At 61.5% G+C, this 20,164-nt stretch carries 15 protein-coding genes, 2 tRNA genes and 3 rRNA genes; 8 read left to right on the top strand and 12 right to left on the bottom strand.

Going from position 1 to position 20,164, the window contains the following annotated elements; translation table 11 throughout:
* Positions 1 to 46: 46 nt before the first annotated feature.
* The 7 genes from OKW43_RS11415 to rpe form a co-directional block, all read right to left on the bottom strand.
* A complete protein-coding gene (locus OKW43_RS11415) occupies positions 47 to 673 on the bottom strand; it encodes a CYTH domain-containing protein (protein WP_429447448.1) in 627 nt (208 codons plus the stop codon).
* A 69-nt stretch (positions 674 to 742) separates the two neighbouring features.
* Entirely contained in the window at positions 743 to 1,528 is a 786-nt protein-coding gene (trpC, locus tag OKW43_RS11410; protein WP_187636009.1) for an indole-3-glycerol phosphate synthase TrpC, read from the bottom strand.
* Between the two features lie 18 nt (positions 1,529 to 1,546).
* A complete protein-coding gene (trpD, locus tag OKW43_RS11405) occupies positions 1,547 to 2,578 on the bottom strand; it encodes an anthranilate phosphoribosyltransferase (protein ID WP_429447446.1) in 1,032 nt (343 codons plus the stop codon).
* A gap of 19 nt (positions 2,579 to 2,597) precedes the next feature.
* Positions 2,598 to 3,215, bottom strand: coding sequence for an aminodeoxychorismate/anthranilate synthase component II (locus OKW43_RS11400; protein ID WP_429447441.1), 618 nt, complete (start codon positions 3,213 to 3,215; stop codon positions 2,598 to 2,600).
* A 13-nt stretch (positions 3,216 to 3,228) separates the two neighbouring features.
* Positions 3,229 to 4,722 (bottom strand): anthranilate synthase component I, encoded by a 1,494-nt coding sequence (gene trpE, locus OKW43_RS11395; protein ID WP_429447439.1) that lies wholly within the window; start codon positions 4,720 to 4,722, stop codon positions 3,229 to 3,231.
* A 376-nt stretch (positions 4,723 to 5,098) separates the two neighbouring features.
* Positions 5,099 to 5,815, bottom strand: coding sequence for a phosphoglycolate phosphatase (locus OKW43_RS11390; protein WP_429447437.1), 717 nt, complete (start codon positions 5,813 to 5,815; stop codon positions 5,099 to 5,101).
* Positions 5,816 to 5,822: 7 nt separating this feature from the next.
* Positions 5,823 to 6,506, bottom strand: coding sequence for a ribulose-phosphate 3-epimerase (rpe, locus tag OKW43_RS11385; protein WP_035494955.1), 684 nt, complete (start codon positions 6,504 to 6,506; stop codon positions 5,823 to 5,825).
* A gap of 325 nt (positions 6,507 to 6,831) precedes the next feature.
* Here rpe and apaG point away from each other — a divergent pair, with 325 nt between their 5' ends.
* Entirely contained in the window at positions 6,832 to 7,206 is a 375-nt protein-coding gene (apaG, locus tag OKW43_RS11380; protein WP_187636004.1) for a Co2+/Mg2+ efflux protein ApaG, read from the top strand.
* Positions 7,207 to 7,343: 137 nt separating this feature from the next.
* Here the strand turns inward: apaG and OKW43_RS11375 are convergent, their stop codons facing one another.
* Positions 7,344 to 7,505, bottom strand: coding sequence for a hypothetical protein (locus OKW43_RS11375; protein ID WP_429447435.1), 162 nt, complete (start codon positions 7,503 to 7,505; stop codon positions 7,344 to 7,346).
* Positions 7,506 to 7,533: 28 nt separating this feature from the next.
* Between OKW43_RS11375 and mltA the strand changes: the two genes are divergently transcribed.
* Positions 7,534 to 8,652 carry a murein transglycosylase A gene (gene mltA / locus OKW43_RS11370; RefSeq protein WP_429447433.1) on the top strand — a complete coding sequence of 373 codons (1,119 nt, stop codon included), beginning with the start codon at positions 7,534 to 7,536 and terminating at the stop codon, positions 8,650 to 8,652.
* A 114-nt stretch (positions 8,653 to 8,766) separates the two neighbouring features.
* Here the strand turns inward: mltA and paaK are convergent, their stop codons facing one another.
* From paaK to paaN, 4 genes are all read right to left on the bottom strand, one after another.
* Positions 8,767 to 10,071 (bottom strand): phenylacetate--CoA ligase PaaK, encoded by a 1,305-nt coding sequence (gene paaK, locus OKW43_RS11365; protein ID WP_429447431.1) that lies wholly within the window; start codon positions 10,069 to 10,071, stop codon positions 8,767 to 8,769.
* Positions 10,072 to 10,183: 112 nt separating this feature from the next.
* Entirely contained in the window at positions 10,184 to 10,645 is a 462-nt protein-coding gene (gene paaI / locus OKW43_RS11360; protein ID WP_187636001.1) for a hydroxyphenylacetyl-CoA thioesterase PaaI, read from the bottom strand.
* Position 10,646: 1 nt separating this feature from the next.
* A complete protein-coding gene (paaG, locus tag OKW43_RS11355; protein ID WP_187636000.1) occupies positions 10,647 to 11,438 on the bottom strand; it encodes a 2-(1,2-epoxy-1,2-dihydrophenyl)acetyl-CoA isomerase PaaG in 792 nt (263 codons plus the stop codon).
* A gap of 169 nt (positions 11,439 to 11,607) precedes the next feature.
* Positions 11,608 to 13,308, bottom strand: a complete 1,701-nt coding sequence (gene paaN / locus OKW43_RS11350; protein ID WP_429447428.1) for a phenylacetic acid degradation protein PaaN — start codon at positions 13,306 to 13,308, stop codon at positions 11,608 to 11,610.
* Positions 13,309 to 13,442: 134 nt separating this feature from the next.
* Here paaN and OKW43_RS11345 point away from each other — a divergent pair, with 134 nt between their 5' ends.
* From OKW43_RS11345 to rrf, 6 genes are all read left to right on the top strand, one after another.
* Complete coding sequence (locus tag OKW43_RS11345; protein ID WP_429447426.1) at positions 13,443 to 14,219, top strand: enoyl-CoA hydratase; 777 nt, start codon at positions 13,443 to 13,445, stop codon at positions 14,217 to 14,219.
* Between the two features lie 469 nt (positions 14,220 to 14,688).
* A 16S ribosomal RNA gene (locus OKW43_RS11340) occupies positions 14,689 to 16,221 on the top strand.
* 77 nt (positions 16,222 to 16,298) lie between these two features.
* A tRNA-Ile gene (locus OKW43_RS11335) sits at positions 16,299 to 16,375 on the top strand.
* Between the two features lie 53 nt (positions 16,376 to 16,428).
* A tRNA-Ala gene (locus OKW43_RS11330) sits at positions 16,429 to 16,504 on the top strand.
* Between the two features lie 366 nt (positions 16,505 to 16,870).
* Positions 16,871 to 19,752, top strand: a 23S ribosomal RNA gene (locus OKW43_RS11325).
* 211 nt (positions 19,753 to 19,963) lie between these two features.
* Positions 19,964 to 20,077 (top strand): 5S ribosomal RNA (gene rrf / locus OKW43_RS11320).
* Together the 16S, 23S and 5S rRNA genes with 2 tRNA genes alongside form the textbook arrangement of a ribosomal RNA operon.
* The last annotated feature ends 87 nt before the right edge of the window (positions 20,078 to 20,164 follow it).

Here is a 20,164-nt window from a genome sequence, read left to right as displayed (position 1 = left end):
CGCATGAGGCGCCGAGGGTTTCGCGCAATCCGCGCCCAACCGGCACTCAACCCGCGCGCAACCGATACCCGCGCTGCGCCTTGCTGATGTCGTCCGGCGCGAGGCCGGCAATCCGTTTGCCGAGTTCGGCGGCGAGCGTGTGAAGCGCCGCTTCGTCGCCCGACTTCAGCTCGAGTTCGATCTCCGAGACCGGCGCGCGGCGCGCTTCACCGTCGACTTCCGCAAGCACGTCGCCCTGGTCGATCGCCGCTTCGATCTGCGCGCCGTCGAGGTCGAGCAGCCATAGCGTGCGCGTGAAATTCGTGCGGAACAGCGCGATCAGCGCCGGCGCGGCCTGTTTCAAAGCGTCCGCGGCGGCGGGTTCGTCGCAAGCGCTCAGCAACCCGTCGATGTCGAGCTTCGCGTCCGCGACCGGTAATTCCCATTCGTGCCGGCTATGCAAACCGTTCGTCGCGTGACCAACCGTCTTGAAGGTCTGCAGCCAGCCGTCCGGCGTCTGCCGCAGACGCAGCGCGCTCCTCGATGACGCCAGCGTCAACTGCGGCGTGTCGAAGTAAATGTTCACGAGCTTGATCGCATGCCCGTCGTTGCCGGCGCGTGCGACGAACCACCGCGTCGCCGCCTGCACCTGCGAAGCCGGCAGCGCGAGCTTGATTTCGCGTTCCATGCCCATGACGTGATTCCTTGTTGCGAGTGTTTGTCTGCGCCGGTGCGTCGTTGCGTCGTTGCTTCGATACGGCGCTCAGAAAAACATCCGCGCGAGTTCCACGCCCGGCTCGTCCGCGCGCATGAAGGCCTCGCCGACGAGGAACGTATGCACGTCGCGCGCGCGCATGCGCTCGACGTCGTCGCGCGACAGGATGCCGGACTCGGTCACGACGATGCGATCATCGGGAATCGCGTCGAGCATGCCGAGCGTCGTGTCGAGCGAGGTTTCGAACGTGCGCAGATTGCGGTTGTTGATGCCGATCAGCGGCGTCTTCAGCGTCAGCGCTTCCTTGAGTTCATCGCTGTCGTGCACTTCGACGAGCACCGCGAGACCCAGCGAATGCGCGAGCGCTTCGAGGTCCTGCATCTCGGCGGTTGCGAGCGCGGCGGCAATCAGCAGGATTGCGTCGGCGCCCATCGCGCGTGCTTCGACGACCTGATACGGATCGACGATGAAGTCCTTGCGCAGCACCGGCAGCTGGCACGCGGCGCGTGCTTGCTGCAGATACGCGACACTGCCCTGGAAGAACTGCACGTCGGTCAGCACGGACAGACACGCCGCGCCGTGCTTTTCGTACGAACGCGCGATGTCGGCCGGCACGAAGTGCTCGCGCAGCACGCCCTTCGACGGGCTCGCCTTCTTCACTTCGGAGATCACCGCGGCGAGACCCGCAGTATGCTTGGCGCGCAACGCGCCGACGAAGTCGCGGATATCGCGCGACGACGCTTCGAGCCGCAGTTCTTCGAGCGGCACGCTTTGTTCGGCCGCCCGGACTTCTTCGCGTTTGACCGCGATGATGCGGTCGAGGATGTCGCTCATAAATGTCTCGCTACGTGATTACTGCTTGAATTGCTGGGTGAAGCGCACCAGTTCGTCGACCTTCGCGCGCGCCTTGCCGCTCGCGATCGCTTCGCGCGCGAGCTCGATGCCGTCCGCGATCGTGGCCGCGACGTTCGCCGAATAGAGTGCCGTGCCGGCGTTCAGCGTGACGATTTCGCGCGCGACGCCGGGCTTGTTGCTGAGCGCGTCGAGCAGCATGACCTTCGACTCGCCCGCGTCGGCGACTTTGAGCGTACGGTTCGACACCATCTGCATGCCGAAGTCTTCCGGATGGATCTCGTACTCGCGGATCTCGCCGTCGCGCAACTCGCCGACGAGCGTGGCACCGCCGAGCGACACTTCGTCCATGCCGTCCATGCCGTACACGACGAGCACGTGCCTGGCGCCGAGGCGCTGCATCACGCGTACCTGAATGCCGACGAGGTCGGGGTGGAACACGCCCATCAGCTGATTCGGCGCGCCGGCCGGATTGGTGAGCGGGCCGAGGATATTGAAGATCGTGCGGATGCCGAGTTCCCGGCGTACCGGCGCGACGTTTTTCATCGCCGGATGATGGTTCGGTGCGAACATGAAGCCCATGCCCGTTTCCGCAATCGATGCCGCGACCTGCTCTGGTTGCAGATCGATGTTGACGCCGAGCGCTTCGAGCACGTCCGCGCTGCCCGACTTGCTCGACACGCCGCGATTGCCGTGCTTCGCGACCTTCGCGCCCGCCGCGGCCGACACGAACATCGTCGCGGTGGAAATGTTGAACGTGTGCGCGCCGTCGCCGCCGGTGCCGACGATGTCGACGAAGTTCGAGTTGTCCTGCACCTCGACGTGCCGGGCAAATTCACGCATCACCGTGGCGGCCGCGGTGATTTCGCCGATGGTCTCTTTTTTGACGCGCAGGCCGGTGATGATCGCCGCCGACATCACGGGCGAAAGCTCGCCGCGCATGATGAGGCGCATCAGGTGCAGCATTTCGTCGTGGAAAATCTCGCGGTGCTCGATGGTCCGCTGCAAGGCTTCCTGGGGCGTAATCGACATGATCTCGTCTCTCTTTGTGTCAGACATTGCGGGACGCCGCGTGATGCGAGGCCTTGCCGGCGACGGCGAGCTTCGACTGCTTGACGAAGTTTTCGAGCAGCGCGTGGCCGTGTTCGGACAGGATCGATTCCGGATGGAACTGCACGCCTTCGACCGCGAGTTCCTTGTGGCGCACGCCCATGATTTCGCCGTCATCGGTCCATGCCGATACTTCGAGGCAGTCGGGCAGCGATTCGCGTTCGATCGCGAGCGAGTGGTAGCGCGTTACGGTGAAATGCTTCGGCAGGTCCGCGAATACGCCTTTGCAGTCGGTTTCGATCGTGCTGACCTTGCCGTGCATGATGGTCTGCGCGCGCACGACGCGGCCGCCGAACGCCTCGCCGATCGCCTGATGGCCGAGGCAGACGCCGAGAATCGGCGTCTTGCCGGCGAATTCGCGCAGCACGTCGAGCGTGATGCCCGCGTGCTGCGGATTGCTCGGGCCCGGCGACAGGCAGATGCGCTCGGGGTTCAGCTTCGCGATTTCATCGAGCGTGATTTCGTCGTTGCGGTAGGTGCGCACGTCTTCGCCGAGTTCGCCGAAGTACTGCACCAGGTTGTAGGTGAACGAGTCGTAGTTGTCGATCATGAGCAGCATGGTGTGTCTCCGGTCAGAAGTCGCTATCGAGGCCGTCCTGGACCTGCTCGGCGGCGCGCATTACGGCGCGTGCCTTGTTCTCGGTCTCCTGCCATTCGGATTCGGGCACCGAATCGGCGACCACGCCCGCAGCCGCCTGCACATACAGATTGCCGTTGGCGATCACGCCGGTGCGGATCGTGATGGCCAGATCCATCTCGCCGGTGAACGACAGGTAGCCGACCGCCCCGCCGTACAGGCCGCGCTTGACGGGTTCGAGCTCGTCGATCAGCTCCATCGCGCGGACCTTCGGCGCACCCGACAGCGTGCCGGCCGGAAAGGTGGCGCGCAGCACGTCGAAATTGGTCATGTCGTTTTTGAGCTTGCCTTCGACCGAACTGACGATGTGCTGCACGTGCGAGTACTTCTCGATCACCATCTTGTCGGTGACGACCACCGAGCCGATCTGCGCGATGCGGCCGACGTCGTTGCGCGCGAGGTCGATCAGCATCACATGCTCGGCGATTTCCTTCGGATCGTTCAGCAGTTCGGTCGCGAGCGCGGTATCGCGCTCGGGCGTGTTGCCGCGCGGACGGGTGCCGGCGAGCGGGCGGATTGTGACGATACGGTCCTCGCCGCGCTTTTCCTGGCGTACCAGAATCTCCGGCGACGCGCCGACCACGTGGAAGTCGCCGAAGTTGTAGTAGTACATGTACGGCGACGGATTCAGCGAGCGCAGCGCGCGATACAGCGACAGCGGATTGTCGCGGTACGGCTTGATCAGGCGCTGGCCGACTTGCACCTGCATCAGTTCGCCGGCGGCGATGTATTCCTTCGCCTTGCGCACGGCGGCCAGGTAATCGTCTTTCGCGAATTCGCGGTAGATCTCGGTGCGCACGCTGGCCGACACGACGGGCGGCTCGACGGTGACGCGCAGCCGCTGGCGCAGTTCGCGCAGACGGTGCTTCGCTTTCGTGTAGGCCTCAGCCTGGGTCGGGTCGGCGTAGACCACCAGATAGAGCTTGCCGGCGAGGTTGTCGATGACGGCGACTTCCTCGGTCAGCAGCAGCTGGATGTCGGGCAGATTGAGGTCGTCTTTCGGCGCGCTGTGCGCGAGCTTCTTCTCGATGTAGCGCACCGCGTCATAGCCAAAGTAGCCGGCGAGACCGCCCGTGAAGCGCGGCAGCCCCGGGCGTTGCGCGACCTTGAAGCGCGCCTGGAATTGCTGGATGAACGCGAGTGGATCGCCGTCGTGCGTCTCGACGACCTTGCCGTCGCGCACCACTTCCGACACGCCGTTGCGCGTGCGCATCAGAGTCCGCGCCGGCAAGCCGATGAACGAATAACGCCCGAAGCGTTCGCCGCCCACCACCGACTCCAGCAGGAACGAGTTCGCGCCGTTGCGCTCGGTCTGCGCGAGCTTCAGGTATAGCGACAGCGGCGTCTCGAGGTCGGCGAGCGCTTCGGCGATCAACGGGATGCGGTTGAAACCCTCGTTGGCGAGGGACTGGAATTCGAGTTCGGTCATGTTCCGATCCTGTACGGTGGCCCGGCGGCGGCAAGCGTCGGGCAAAGCGGGCTAAGCGCCTCCAGTCAGGGCGTGGGTCGACGTTCTCGACACGATGATACCGACCGGCGCGGGTCTCCCATCGGCGCGTGCAAGCGGTGCGGGAGAGCAACGGTACCTTTGCGGGTACGCGCAGGTCCAACCAGCCGATGCAGCAGCGCAAAAACAGAACGATGGAAAAAGCGCGTAAGCGCAGCGAAGTAAAAAACGGTTGCCGAAGACGAGCTCCAGCGTACCTCAGGCGAGGTTAGCGCGACCAGCGACGCCAGGGCCAGGCTCCCCGGTCGATGCTAATCAGACTCCGTTTTTTATTCAGAAACATGAGGATGAAGGACTGTTAAATCGTGGATTGGTGCGCCGCAATCGCCTTGGCGGCGTCGAGCAGCGAGGCAACTATACCATCGGATTTTATTGTTTGTATAGCTTGGCCATGGTTGTATCCGTAGGGCACAGTAAGCGTCGCCATGCCGGCCGCGCGGCCCGCCAACGCGTCGTTTTCCGAGTCGCCGATCGCGACCGTGGCACGCGGCTCGACACTGAGTTGCGCGGCGGCGGTCAGCATCGGCAGCGGGTCCGGCTTCTTCTTCGCGAGACTGTCGCCGCCGAGCACGACACTGAAATACGGGGCAAGCCGGTACTGCTGCAGCAATTCGAGCGCGAAGCGGTGCGGCTTGTTGGTCACGCAGGCGAGCTTCAGGCCCGCGTCGCGCAGCGCGCGCAGACCGGCTTCGACGTCCGGATAAAGCCGCGTGTGCACGCCGTTGATCTTCGCGTACTCGGCCTGATAGATCGCGAGCGCTTCGTCGAAGCGCTGTTGCGCGTGCTCGGCTTCGAAGCGCGGCGCGAGCACGCTGCGGATCAGATGCTCCGAACCCTTGCCGACGTAGCCGACCACTTCCTCGCGCGTCGTTTCTTCCGCGTCGAGCTGAGCGAGCATGCCGTTCAGGCCGGCGGTGAAGTCGTCGGCGGTGTCGATCATCGTGCCGTCGAGGTCGATGATCGCGGCTTCGACGCGCGGGCCGGTGAAGTTCGGGGCAGGGTATGGAGCCGTCATCGTAGGATTAGCGCTGGACGGTGGCGAGGGCGGCGCGCATCTTGTCGATCACGACCTTGTGATCGGGCTGGCCGAAAATCGCCGAGCCGGCCACGAACGTGTCCGCGCCGGCTGCCGCGATTTCCGCAATGTTGTCGACCTTCACGCCGCCGTCCACTTCGAGGTGGATGTCGCGGCCGGTGCGCTCGTTGTACGCATCGATGCGCTTGCGCGCTTCGCGCAGCTTGTTGAGCGCCTCGGGGATGAACGACTGGCCGCCGAAGCCCGGGTTCACCGACATGATCAGCACGAGGTCGACCTTGTCCATCACGTGATCGAGATAGTTCAGCGACGTCGCCGGATTGAACACGAGGCCGGCCTTGCAGCCGTGGTCGCGGATCAGCGACAGCGTGCGGTCGATGTGATCCGACGCCTCCGGGTGAAAGCTGATCAGGTTCGCGCCGGCTTTCGCGAAGTCCGGCACGATGCGGTCGACGGGGCGCACCATCAGGTGCACGTCGATCGGGACATCCACGTGCGGGCGGATCGCTTCGCAAACGAGTGGGCCGATGGTCAGGTTCGGCACGTAGTGGTTGTCCATCACGTCGAAATGGATCCAGTCGGCGCCGGCGGCGACGACGTTGCGGACCTCTTCGCCCAGACGGGCGAAATCGGCGGAAAGAATGCTGGGGGCGATGCGAAATTGCGTCATGGCGGGGAAAATGCAAGCGGGAAAGCGCCATTTTACCGTTTTTGCGCGTGCTGACCGGGGTTCGGGCCGCGGTTGGCGTGGCCGAATCGCGCGATGAAAGTCGCAAAGTGCCCGCGCAAAAACAGCTGAGAGAAACGGCGCGGCAACGCAGTCGTGTCCGAACTTCTTAGGCGTTCCTGGCCGAAAGGCGTGTCCGGTTGCGGCCATGCCGCGCATCAAGCAGAATGCCATTTCATGAGCGCCGCATCGCCGCTGCACCAGCAGATCATTGGCGTTCGGGCCTTCCACGATTATTCACAGCCAGTTTGATCAGACCGGAATCAGGATGAGCCAGTACGAATTCAGCGTCTCGGCGCAGGTGCAATACTTGCCCGAAGAATCGGACCCGGAGCGCCGCCAGTACGCGTTTGCCTACACGCTGACCATCCGTAACACCGGCCAGGTGCCTGCACAGTTGATCGCGCGTCACTGGATCATCGCCGACAGCGAAAACACGGTGCAGGAAGTCAAAGGCCTCGGCGTGGTCGGTCATCAGCCGCTGCTCAAACCGGGCGAGCATTTCGAATACACGAGTTGGGCAGTGATCGCGACGCCAGTCGGCACGATGCGCGGCGATTACTTCTGCGTGGCGGAGGACGGCGAGCGCTTCGAGGCGCCGGTGCCGGAGTTCGTGTTGCGCATGCCGCGAACGTTGCATTGAACCGGCGCGGTGCTACGCGGTCTTTAATGAGTTCGCATGGGCGCGCGGCGCAGCGGGCAGTTGAGTGGAGGGATGGGCGCTCGGGCGAGCGCTTGACGCGGTGAAGGGTGCGGTTGTGGACTGCTCGCAGACCAGGGTCACTGCGGCTTTTGCTGTTGGGAGCGTTCCGCCGACTTGGCACGCGAGGCTTTTTTCTTGCCAGACGACGTCCACACAACGATAAAGACGAGCAGGAACAGCGCGAGCAGCGATTCCAGCGCGAAGATGAGCATCGGGTATTCGTCGAACAGATCGGACATGGCGGTTTCCATCAATAAAGAACATTGTATGCGTTTTGTCGGCCGGGCCGGCGCCTGGCTCGGTGCATTGTCGGTTGCGGTGTTGCTTGCGTCCTGCGGTGGCGGCGGCGCGATCTGGCCTTCACCGCCGAGCGGCGCGGCGATCATCCCCGGCCAGATCGCCTCGACGCGCTTGACCGCGGTGGCGTGGCAGCAGGTGCCGGGCTGGCAGGACGACTCCCTGATCGGCGCGACGGCCGCGTTGCGGCAAAACTGCGCGAGGCTCGCGCGTCAGCCAAACTGGTCGCGTGCATGCGCGGCGGCCGCGCAAATCGACGATCTCGACGTCACCAGCGCGCGGGCCTTCTTCGAAGCCTACTTCACGCCGTTCCAGCTCGCGAATAGCGATGGCACACTCGACGGTCTGGTCACCGGTTACTACGAGCCCCTGCTGCGGGGTTCGCGCACGCGGCATGGGGTGTATCAGACCGCGCTGTACCGTTGGCCCGCCGGCTATCGCGCGGGGGCGCCGATGCCGGCGCGCGGCCAGCTCGAACGCTCGGGCGCGCTCAGCGGCAACGAACTCGTCTGGGTCGACGATCCGATCGAAGCGTTCTTCCTGCAGGTGCAGGGTTCCGGGCGCATCGTGATGGAAGACGGCAGCGTGATGCGGGTCGGCTTTGGCGGCACCAACAATCAGCCGTACAAGTCGATCGGGCGCTGGCTGCTCGATCATGGCGAGATCACACCCGCGCAGGCGACGATGCAGGGTATCAAGGCATGGGCACGCGCGAATCCGACGCGCGTCGATGGTCTGCTCGACACCAATCCTCGCTTCGTGTTTTTCCGCGAGATGCCGTCGGCCGAAAGTATGCCGAGCGGCGGTGCGGACGGTCCGATCGGCGCGCTCGGCGTGCCGCTGACGCCAGAGCGCTCGATTGCGGTCGACCCGAGCGCGATTCCGCTCGGGACGCCGGTATTCCTGCAGACTACACGGCCGCTGACGAACTCGCCGATGAACCGCCTCGTGTTCGCACAGGACACAGGCACCGCCATCAAGGGCGGTGTGCGCGCCGACTACTTCTGGGGTCTCGGCGACGATGCCGGCGACCTGGCTGGCAAGATGAAGCAGGGCGGCCGGATGTGGTTGCTGCTGCCGAATTCCTGAGGCGGTGGGGCGCAGACGGGAGCGTGACAGCCGTTTCGAGTACAGCGACTTTCGCGAGACGCGTTTGACTCTGCCGCGCTTACGCTGAGCGTTGCGGGTTGGCCGTCGCCCGGGTCAGAGCCCCGACCCGCGCTTGTCCACCACGCGCCGCGCCTTGCCCACCGAGCGCTCGATTCCATTCACCGCCAGCACGTTCACCACCGCGCTCACGCCAATCAGCGCCTTGATGTCGTAAGCCAACGCGTTTTTCGCGGTGGTTAGCGCGGAAGTATCCGGCGCGCTTTCGGGGCACGGTTCGACGTTCAGCGTCAACACGTCGAGCGGCCCTTCCTTCGTCAGCACGATCTGATAGTGCGGCGCGAGCGCGTGCTGCTTGAGCAGCAGTTCTTCGATCTGCGTCGGGAACACGTTGACGCCGCGTACGATCATCATGTCGTCCGAGCGGCCGGTGATTTTTTCCATCCGCCGCATCGTGCGGGCGCTGCCCGGCAGCAGGCGCGTGAGATCGCGCGTGCGGTAGCGGATGATCGGTAGCGCTTCTTTCGTCAGAGACGTGAACACGAGTTCGCCGAGTTCGCCATCGGGCAGCACCTCGCCCGTTTCAGGGTCGATGATCTCGGGATAGAAATGGTCTTCCCAGATCGTCGGGCCGTCTTTGGTCTCGACGAACTCCGAGGCGACGCCCGGGCCCATCACTTCAGAGAGACCGTAGATGTCGACCGCATCGATGCCCATGCGTTTTTCGATTGCCTCGCGCATGTCGTTGGTCCACGGCTCAGCGCCGAAGATGCCGATGCGCAATGAGCAGCTCGCCGGGTCGATACCCTGGCGTTCGAGTTCGTCGGCGATCGACAGCATATAGCTCGGCGTCACCATGATGATATCCGGCCGGAAGTCCTGGATCAGTTGCACCTGCTTCTCGGTCTGGCCACCGCCGAACGGAATGACGGTGAGTCCCGCGCGCTCGGCGCCGTAGTGCGCGCCTAGGCCGCCCGTGAAGAGGCCGTAGCCGTAGCTCACGTGCACCTTGTCGCCGCGCTTCGCGCCGGCGGCGCGCACCGAACGCGCGACGAGATTCGCCCACGTGTCGATGTCGCGCGCCGTATAGCCGACGACGGTCGGCTTGCCGGTCGTCCCGGACGACGCGTGGATTCGCGAAATCTGCTCCTGCGGTACGGCGAACATCCCGAACGGATAGTTGTCGCGCAAATCCTTCTTCGTCGTGAACGGAAATCGCGCGAGGTCCGCGAGCGACTTGACATCGCCCGGATGAACGCCGGCTTCGTCGAACTTGCGCCGATACACCGGCGAATTTTCATACGCATGGTTCAGCGACCATTTGAGCCGTTCAAGTTGGAGCGTGGCGAGCTCGTCGCGGCTGGCGGTCTCGATCGGATCGAGCGGAAGGACGGTGCTCATCGAATGTCTCCTTGCTGCCTCAGTATCTGAGTCTGATATGTGACGCGTTGATGCCAGAAAACCACGCGGCCGGTTGTCCGCGTGGGCGGCACTGGTTTGCCGCCGCTAGCTGTTAGTCGCCGGGGGGAATCAGGTTGCCCTTGGTTTGCGCCGACTTGCCGCGAAACATCGCGACAGTCTCGCCGGCCCGATTCGTCACGCGGATATCGTAGATGCCTGTGCGCCCGCTCAATGTCTGTTCGACCGCCTCGGCGCTCAGCACGTCGGCGCCGTAGACCGGCCGGAGATACTCGATCGAGCAGCCGGCCGCGACCGTATTGATGTTGTAGGTATTGCAGGCGAACGCGAAGGTCGAATCGGCGAGCGTGAAGATCAAGCCACCGTGGCAGATCTGATGGCCGTTAAGGAAGTCGTCGCGCACCGCCATGCGCAGCCGCGCATAGCCGGGACGCACTTCGAGAATTTCGAGCCCGAGCGCGCGGCTGCAGGCATCGTTTTCGTACATCGCGGCGGCCGTTGCGCGGGCGAGTTCGTCGGGTGTCATCTGGTCGGGACGGGTGGTTTGCGTCGACATCTCAACGCCCCTCGAAGCGAGGTGCGCGCTTTTCGATAAATGCCTGAACGCCTTCCGCGTAATCGTGCGAGGTGCCGAGTTCGCGCTGCAGATCACGCTCGAGATCGAGTTGCTGGGCGAGCGTTTGCGTCGCGCTGGCACGCATCGCCTGCTTGATCGCGGCGATCGCGCGGGTTGGTTGCTGCGCGAGCCGCGCCGCAAGTTTCGCTGCGGCCGGAGCGACTTCGCCGTCGTCGAGCACTTGCCAGATCAAACCCCAGCTTTCGGCTTTGTCGGCGCTGAGCTTGTCGCCGGTGATCGCGAGCCCGAGCGCGCGTGCCATGCCCACACGCTGCGGCAGAAACCACGTGCCGCCCGAATCCGGCACGAGCCCAATCTTCACGAACGCCTGGATGAAGCTCGCTGAGCGCGCCGCGAGCACCAGGTCGCAGGCCAACGCGAGATTGGCGCCCGCGCCGGCGGCCGTGCCATTGACCGCCGCGATCACTGGAAGCGGCAGCGCCTGCAGACGGCGGATCAACGGATTGAAGTATTCATGGATCACCGCGCCGAGGTCGGTCATGGCGCCGGGCGTGAAATCGAGGTCAGCGAGATCCTGACCGGCGCAGAAGCCGCGGCCCGCGCCGGTGAGCACGAGCGCACGGGCGCTGGACGTTTCGACCTGTTCGAGCGCCGCGCCGAGTTCCTGATGCATCGCGCGCGTGAAGCTGTTGAGCTTGTCCGGGCGGTTCAGTGTGATGGTGGCGACGTGGCTCGATGAGTCGATGTCCAGCCGGATCGCTTCATATGACATGGGGTGTCTCCTCAAAGTCTCGTTGACCGACGGGCACGGCGGCTCGGCTAGCGTCGACGTGTGATGCCGGTCCGATGCTTTGATGTTAGTGACATCGCACGACCCGGTCCATCCGCCGAAAGGCATAGGACGAAGTCGTGCTGTCTGCGGACGCTGCTTTCTATGCCTTTCAGCCGGCTACCACCGGAGGCGTTTTCGGTTCAACATGAACGCGGCTTTGCACGACACGGAAGCGGTTGGCGACGAAAGCGGCATCGGCCAGCGCGGCATTGGCGGCCGGGTTGGCACCGGTGCCGTGAAAGTCCGAAAAAGCCGCGGACTGGTTGACGAACACGCCGCCGGTCAGGTTGATCGACAGCGCGACGCCGCCGCGAATCGAAGCTTCGTGCGCGGCGTCGAGCACCGCGTCGTCCGTGCTGTAGACCGATAGCGTCAGCGCGCCGTGCTCGGCGGCGATGTTGCCCGCGAGATCGAGCGACTGCGCGGTCGAGTCCGTCGCGATGACGAACGAGATCGGCCCGAACCATTCTCTCGCGAACTGGGTGCGGTCGGTCGCGGCGTCGAGTTGCAATACGAGCGGTGTGCGCACGCGAGCGCCCGGAAAGGACGGATGCTCGAGCGTCTGGCTCGCGACGAGAACGCGGCCGAGCCTGGCTGCTTCGTCGATGCGCTGCACGACACCTTCGTTCTGAATCGCGCCGAGCAGTTCAACCGCGCGGGCCGGATCGGCGACGAGCTTTTTCACAGCGCCGGCAAGCGTCTGGGCGACATCGTCAAAGCCGAGCGTGCCGTCCGCGGTGCGAATGCCGTCTCGTGGCACGTAGATGTTTTGCGGCGCGGTGCACATCTGGCCCGAGTACAGCGCCAGCGAGAACGCGATATTGCGCGCGGCCGCTTTGATATCGTCGACCGAGTCGATCACGATCTGGTTGACGCCGGCTTTTTCGGTGTAGACCTGCGCCTGATGCGCGTTGCGCTCGAGCCAGGTGCCGTTCTGGGTGCTGCCCGTGAAATCGATCAGTTTGATCTCGGGCCGCTGGGCCAGTTGCTGGACGAGGGCGCCGTCGTTCGGGTCGGTGGCCAGCAGCGTGACGACGTTCGGATCGAAGCCCGCTTCGCGCAACACGTCACGCGCGATGCGCGCGGTCAGCGCGAGCGGCAGAATCGCGCCTGGATGCGGCTTGACGATCACCGTGTTGCCGGTGGCCAGATCGGCGAACAGACCCGGATAGCCGTTCCACGTCGGAAATGTGCAGCAGCCGAGCACGAGGCCGATGCCGCGCGGCACGACGGTGTAGCGCTTGTGCATCGCGAGCGGCGGGTTTTTGCCTTGCGGTTTTTCCCAGTGCGCTTCGGCGGGAATACGGCGCAGCTGATCCCAGGCGTACGCGACCGCTTCGAGCGCGCGATCCTGCGCGTGCGGGCCCCCTGCCTGGAAGGCCATCATGAACGCCTGACCGGTCGTGTGCATCACGCTGTAGCCGAGCTCGAAGCTGGCGTGATTCAGGTGCGCGAGGATTTCGAGGCTCACGCCGATCCATGCCTGCGGGCCGGCCGCGCGCCAATCGCGTTGCGCCGCGGCGGACACGGTGATGAGCGCGCTGGGGTCGGCTTTCGGGTAACGCACGCCGAGTGGAAAGCCGAACGGCGAGACTTCCGTGCCGACGGTTTCGCCGGTCGACGGTTGGTCCAGGTCGAACGTCTTGTCGAGAAGGTCCTTGAACGCGGCTTCGCCGTCCGCGTTGGCTGCTTCCCCGTACACTTTCGGACTGGGCATCTCGACGAACGGGCTCCAGTAGCCGCGCGCTTCGAGCGCGGCGAGCGCTTTGTGCAGCGTGTCCTTGTGCTTGGTGAATAGCGGATGTGTCATGGCAAAGAGGACTCGGCTGTGCGTTGGGAAGAACCTGTCGAATAATTGACCGACCGGTTGGTTGGTGAATAGTAGCATCACTATGAACGATGCGCGAAGCGTTTTCGCGTGCAATTAACTCTTGCGGAGGCGGCATGGCTTACGAAAACATTTTGGTTGAGACACGGGGGCGGGTCGGATTGATTACGCTCAATCGTCCGAAGGCTTTGAATGCGCTCAACGACGCGCTGATGGACGAACTGGGCGCCGCGCTGCGGGAGTTTGACGGCGACGAGGCGATTGGCGCGATCGTCGTGACGGGCAGCGAGAAAGCGTTCGCTGCCGGCGCGGACATCGGCATGATGGCGTCCTACACTTATATGGATGTCTACAAGGGCGACTACATCACGCGCAACTGGGAAACGGTTCGCTCGATCCGTAAGCCGATCATTGCCGCGGTGGCGGGCTTCGCGCTCGGCGGCGGCTGCGAATTGGCGATGATGTGCGACATCATTTTCGCCGCTGATACGGCGAAGTTCGGTCAGCCGGAAATCAAGCTCGGCATCATGCCGGGCGCGGGCGGCACGCAGCGCTTGCCGCGCGCGGTGTCGAAAGCGAAGGCAATGGACCTCTGTTTGACCGCCCGCTTCATGGATGCCGCCGAAGCGGAGCGCGCCGGACTGGTTTCGCGGGTGATCGCGGCGGCATCGCTGCTTGACGAAGCAGTCAGCGCGGCCGCCACCATTGGGGAGTTCCCGCTGCCGGCTGTGATGATGATCAAGGAGTCGGTCAACCGTGCCTATGAAACGACGCTCGCGGAGGGCGTGCATTTCGAGCGCCGCCTGTTTCATTCGCTCTTCGCCACCGAAGACCAGAAAGAGGGCATGGCCGCGTTCGTGGAGAAGCGCAAACCGGTTTTCAAGCACCGTTAATACGCTTGTCAAAATATGGCTTGCAAGTCCCGATGGCGGCGACTAGAATTCCGCTCTTTCGTGCTCCGGACGCCGGGGCACGGAGAAGCGGGAAGCCTTGGATGGCGGGGGTTTCAGCGGCGTGGGCAGGTCAGGCGAGTGATAAAAACCTGTTGACGATCCGAAGGAAGTTCTCCATAATCTCGCTTCTCTGCTGCAGATGCAGCGACGCAAACGAAGCGGTGCCGGTGGTTGTGGTGCAGGTGCTGCGGGTTGGGCGGAACGATCTTTAAAAACTAACAGCCGATAAGTGTGGGCGCTTGATGCGCGGTGCGGCGGCGGGTTCTGCGGAACCTGCTGTCAGGCAACAGTATCAGGAAGCCTCACACAGTATCAGAGGAAGGTTGATCTGTCGGAAGACGGATTGATCATCGTCAGTACGTTGAGTGAGCGACCGGTTCAGAGATGGACCGAAAACAGTAACAGGTTTGAACTGAAGAGTTTGATCCTGGCTCAGATTGAACGCTGGCGGCATGCCTTACACATGCAAGTCGGACGGCAGCACGGACTTCGGTCTGGTGGCGAGTGGCGAACGGGTGAGTAATACATCGGAACGTGTCCTGGAGTGGGGGATAGCCCGGCGAAAGCCGGATTAATACCGCATACGCTCTGAGGAGGAAAGCGGGGGATCTTTCGGGACCTCGCGCTCAAGGGGCGGCCGATGGCAGATTAGGTAGTTGGTGGGGTAAAGGCCTACCAAGCCGACGATCTGTAGCTGGTCTGAGAGGACGACCAGCCACACTGGGACTGAGACACGGCCCAGACTCCTACGGGAGGCAGCAGTGGGGAATTTTGGACAATGGGGGCAACCCTGATCCAGCAATGCCGCGTGTGTGAAGAAGGCCTTCGGGTTGTAAAGCACTTTTGTCCGGAAAGAAAGCTCCGGGGCTAATACCCCTGGGGGATGACGGTACCGGAAGAATAAGCACCGGCTAACTACGTGCCAGCAGCCGCGGTAATACGTAGGGTGCGAGCGTTAATCGGAATTACTGGGCGTAAAGCGTGCGCAGGCGGTGCTGTAAGACCGATGTGAAATCCCCGGGCTTAACCTGGGAACTGCATTGGTGACTGCAGCGCTGGAGTATGGCAGAGGGGGGTGGAATTCCACGTGTAGCAGTGAAATGCGTAGAGATGTGGAGGAACACCGATGGCGAAGGCAGCCCCCTGGGCCAATACTGACGCTCATGCACGAAAGCGTGGGGAGCAAACAGGATTAGATACCCTGGTAGTCCACGCCCTAAACGATGTCAACTGGTTGTCGGGCCTTCATTGGCTTGGTAACGAAGCTAACGCGTGAAGTTGACCGCCTGGGGAGTACGGTCGCAAGATTAAAACTCAAAGGAATTGACGGGGACCCGCACAAGCGGTGGATGATGTGGATTAATTCGATGCAACGCGAAAAACCTTACCTACCCTTGACATGTATGGAATCCTGGCGAGAGCCGGGGGTGCCCGAAAGGGAGCCATAACACAGGTGCTGCATGGCTGTCGTCAGCTCGTGTCGTGAGATGTTGGGTTAAGTCCCGCAACGAGCGCAACCCTTGTCCCTAGTTGCTACGCAAGAGCACTCCAGGGAGACTGCCGGTGACAAACCGGAGGAAGGTGGGGATGACGTCAAGTCCTCATGGCCCTTATGGGTAGGGCTTCACACGTCATACAATGGTCGGAACAGAGGGTTGCCAAGCCGCGAGGTGGAGCCAATCCCGGAAAACCGATCGTAGTCCGGATCGCACTCTGCAACTCGAGTGCGTGAAGCTGGAATCGCTAGTAATCGCGGATCAGCATGCCGCGGTGAATACGTTCCCGGGTCTTGTACACACCGCCCGTCACACCATGGGAGTGGGTTTTACCAGAAGTGGCTAGTCTAACCGCAAGGAGGACGGTCACCACGGTAGGATTCATGACTGGGGTGAAGTCGTAACAAGGTAGCCGTATCGGAAGGTGCGGCTGGATCACCTCCTTTCCAGAGCTATGCATTGCTCGCGTCAAGTGCTCACGCTTATCGGCTGTGGTGATGAAAGAAAACGCAGACAGGCTCAGGGGTCTGTAGCTCAGCCGGTTAGAGCACCGTCTTGATAAGGCGGGGGTCGATGGTTCGAATCCATCCAGACCCACCAGTGTCTTGTCTGGTGAGCTGAAGGGCTGGGGCCTCTGGAATAGCTGTGGGACTGGGGGATTAGCTCAGCTGGGAGAGCACCTGCTTTGCAAGCAGGGGGTCGTCGGTTCGATCCCGTCATCCTCCACCAATCCTCAATGCGCAGGGCTCTGCATGAAGGCAGAGCGTTGCGCATTGGCGATTGAGCCAGTCAGGGCGGTATGAGGCACAAGCCTGATACCGGCTGTCGTTCTTTAACAATCAGGAAGAAGTAGTAAGGAGATTCACGAAAGCGTGCCTGGAGATGGGTGTGTGAGTAGGTGAATCAGGGTTGTGATTGTATCGATGTATTTTAAAGGTGATCGAGAGATCGCTTTGGAATACGGCGCAACACGAATACTCAACCTGTAGCGGAACGTGAATGGTCGACTCCTTCGGGAACCTGTCCCCTCCGGGGATGGGACCAGAGTAAGCGCTAAAGCGCTAACACTGGTCGACAGAGACACACCCGTTATAGGGTCAAGCGAACAAGTGCATGTGGTGGATGCCTTGGCGATCACAGGCGATGAAGGACGCGGTAGCCTGCGAAAAGCTCCGGGGAGCTGGCAAACGAGCCTTGATCCGGAGATGTCCGAATGGGGAAACCCACCTCTTCTGAGGTATCCGTAGCTGAATCCATAGGCTACGCGAAGCGAACGCGGTGAACTGAAACATCTAAGTAACCGCAGGAAAAGAAATCAACCGAGATTCCCAGAGTAGTGGCGAGCGAAATGGGAGCAGCCTGTACACGTTATCTGTATTGTTAGTCGAACGCTCTGGAAAGTGCGGCCATAGCAGGTGATAGCCCTGTAGACGAAAACAGCATGGAAGGACTGGGTGTACGAGAAGTAGGGCGGGACACGTGAAATCCTGTCTGAAGATGGGGGGACCATCCTCCAAGGCTAAATACTCGTGATCGACCGATAGTGAACCAGTACCGTGAGGGAAAGGCGAAAAGAACCCCGGGAGGGGAGTGAAACAGATCCTGAAACCGCATGCATACAAACAGTCGGAGCCTCTGCGAAGGGGTGACGGCGTACCTTTTGTATAATGGGTCAGCGACTTACATTCAGTGGCGAGCTTAACCGATTAGGGCAGGCGTAGCGAAAGCGAGTCCGAACAGGGCGTCCAGTCGCTGGGTGTAGACCCGAAACCAGGTGATCTATCCATGGCCAGGTTGAAGGCACGGTAACACGTGCTGGAGGACCGAACCCACTAACGTTGAAAAGTTAGGGGATGAGCTGTGGATAGGGGTGAAAGGCTAAACAAACCTGGAAATAGCTGGTTCTCTCCGAAAACTATTTAGGTAGTGCCTCGTGTATCACCTTCGGGGGTAGAGCACTGTCATGGTTGTGGGGTCCATTGCGGATTACTACGCCATAGCAAACTCCGAATACCGAAGAGTGCAATCACGGGAGACAGACATCGGGTGCTAACGTCCGGTGTCAAGAGGGAAACAACCCAGACCGCCAGCTAAGGTCCCCAAATATGGCTAAGTGGGAAACGAAGTGGGAAGGCTAAAACAGTCAGGAGGTTGGCTTAGAAGCAGCCACCCTTTAAAGAAAGCGTAATAGCTCACTGATCGAGTCGTCCTGCGCGGAAGATGTAACGGGGCTAAGCCATATACCGAAGCTGCGGATGCACAGTAATGTGCATGGTAGGAGAGCGTTCCGTAAGCCTGCGAAGGTGCACTGGAAAGTGTGCTGGAGGTATCGGAAGTGCGAATGCTGACATGAGTAGCGATAAAGGGGGTGAAAGGCCCCCTCGCCGTAAGCCCAAGGTTTCCTACGCAACGTTCATCGGCGTAGGGTGAGTCGGCCCCTAAGGCGAGGCAGAAATGCGTAGCTGATGGGAAGCAGATTAATATTTCTGCACCATTGTGAAATGCGATGGGGGGACGGATCGCGGAAGGTTGTCCGGGTGTTGGAAGTCCCGGTCCTTGCATTGGAGAAGGCGCTTTGGCAAATCCGGGCGCGGGATTCAAGGGTGCGAGGCGAGTCGCTTAGGCGACGAAGCAACTGGAAGGGGTTCCAGGAAAAGCCTCTAAGCTTCAGTTTCACAGTGACCGTACCGCAAACCGACACAGGTGGGCGAGATGAGTATTCTAAGGCGCTTGAGAGAACTCGGGAGAAGGAACTCGGCAAATTGGTACCGTAACTTCGGGATAAGGTACGCCCTCATAGCCTGACTGGCCTGCGCCAGAAGGGTGAAAGGGTTGCAATAAACTGGTGGCTGCGACTGTTTAATAAAAACACAGCACTCTGCAAACACGAAAGTGGACGTATAGGGTGTGACGCCTGCCCGGTGCCGGAAGATTAAATGATGGGGTGCAAGCTCCTGATTGAAGTCCCGGTAAACGGCGGCCGTAACTATAACGGTCCTAAGGTAGCGAAATTCCTTGTCGGGTAAGTTCCGACCTGCACGAATGGCGTAACGATGGCCACACTGTCTCCTCCCGAGACTCAGCGAAGTTGAAGTGTTTGTGATGATGCAATCTCCCCGCGGCTAGACGGAAAGACCCCATGAACCTTTACTGTAGCTTTGCATTGGACTTTGAACCGGTCTGTGTAGGATAGGTGGGAGGCTGTGAAGCGTGAACGCCAGTTTGCGTGGAGCCGACCTTGAAATACCACCCTGATCTGTTTGAGGTTCTAACCCTGGTCCGTGATCCGGATCGGGGACAGTGCATGGTAGGCAGTTTGACTGGGGCGGTCTCCTCCCAAAGTGTAACGGAGGAGTACGAAGGTACGCTAGGTACGGTCGGAAATCGTGCTGATAGTGCAATGGCATAAGCGTGCTTGACTGTGAGACTGACAAGTCGAACAGGTGCGAAAGCAGGTCATAGTGATCCGGTGGTTCTGTATGGAAGGGCCATCGCTCAACGGATAAAAGGTACTCTGGGGATAACAGGCTGATACCGCCCAAGAGTTCATATCGACGGCGGTGTTTGGCACCTCGATGTCGGCTCATCTCATCCTGGGGCTGTAGCCGGTCCCAAGGGTATGGCTGTTCGCCATTTAAAGAGGTACGTGAGCTGGGTTTAAAACGTCGTGAGACAGTTTGGTCCCTATCTGCCGTGGGCGCTGGATATTTGAAGGGGGCTGCTCCTAGTACGAGAGGACCGGAGTGGACGAACCTCTGGTGTACCGGTTGTCACGCCAGTGGCATCGCCGGGTAGCTATGTTCGGAAGAGATAACCGCTGAAAGCATCTAAGCGGGAAACTCGCCTTAAGATGAGATATCCCCGGGGCTTCGAGCCCCTTGAAGGGTCGTTCAAGACCAGGACGTTGATAGGTCAGGTGTGCACGTACAGTAATGTACTGAGCTAACTGATACTAATTGCCCGTAAGGCTTGATCCTATAACCGGTGTGTGTCGGCAGCCGTTAGCGCTTCAGCGCTTATGGATGCCCCACCCTGCGCAAAGCGCAGGGTCTTATGCAGACCACACACGGTTGAGATCAGTGTTGTGCCAGAAACAACACAACCTGCCTTACCCTGGTGAGCATCACCAGAAACTACTTCTTCCAGATTGGCTGTGGCGCGCACCCCGCGACGCAACAACCCGTCATGCCTGATGACCATAGCGAGTCGGTCCCACCCCTTCCCATCCCGAACAGGACCGTGAAACGACTCCACGCCAATGATAGTGCGGATTGCCCGTGTGAAAGTAGGTAATCGTCAGGCTCCTTACCCCGTCAGAAACCCCACCCCTCGCGGTGGGGTTTTTGCGTTTACGCGGCCGATATCGCGCGTTTCATCACTTTCCAATCC

It is taken from the genome of Paraburkholderia sp. WC7.3g (genome assembly GCF_050436345.1).
Taxonomy (GTDB): Bacteria; Pseudomonadota; Gammaproteobacteria; order Burkholderiales; family Burkholderiaceae; genus Paraburkholderia; species Paraburkholderia podalyriae.
The sequence above is the reverse complement of the archived record's forward strand: the minus strand, read 5'-3'. Positions and strand labels throughout refer to the sequence as shown.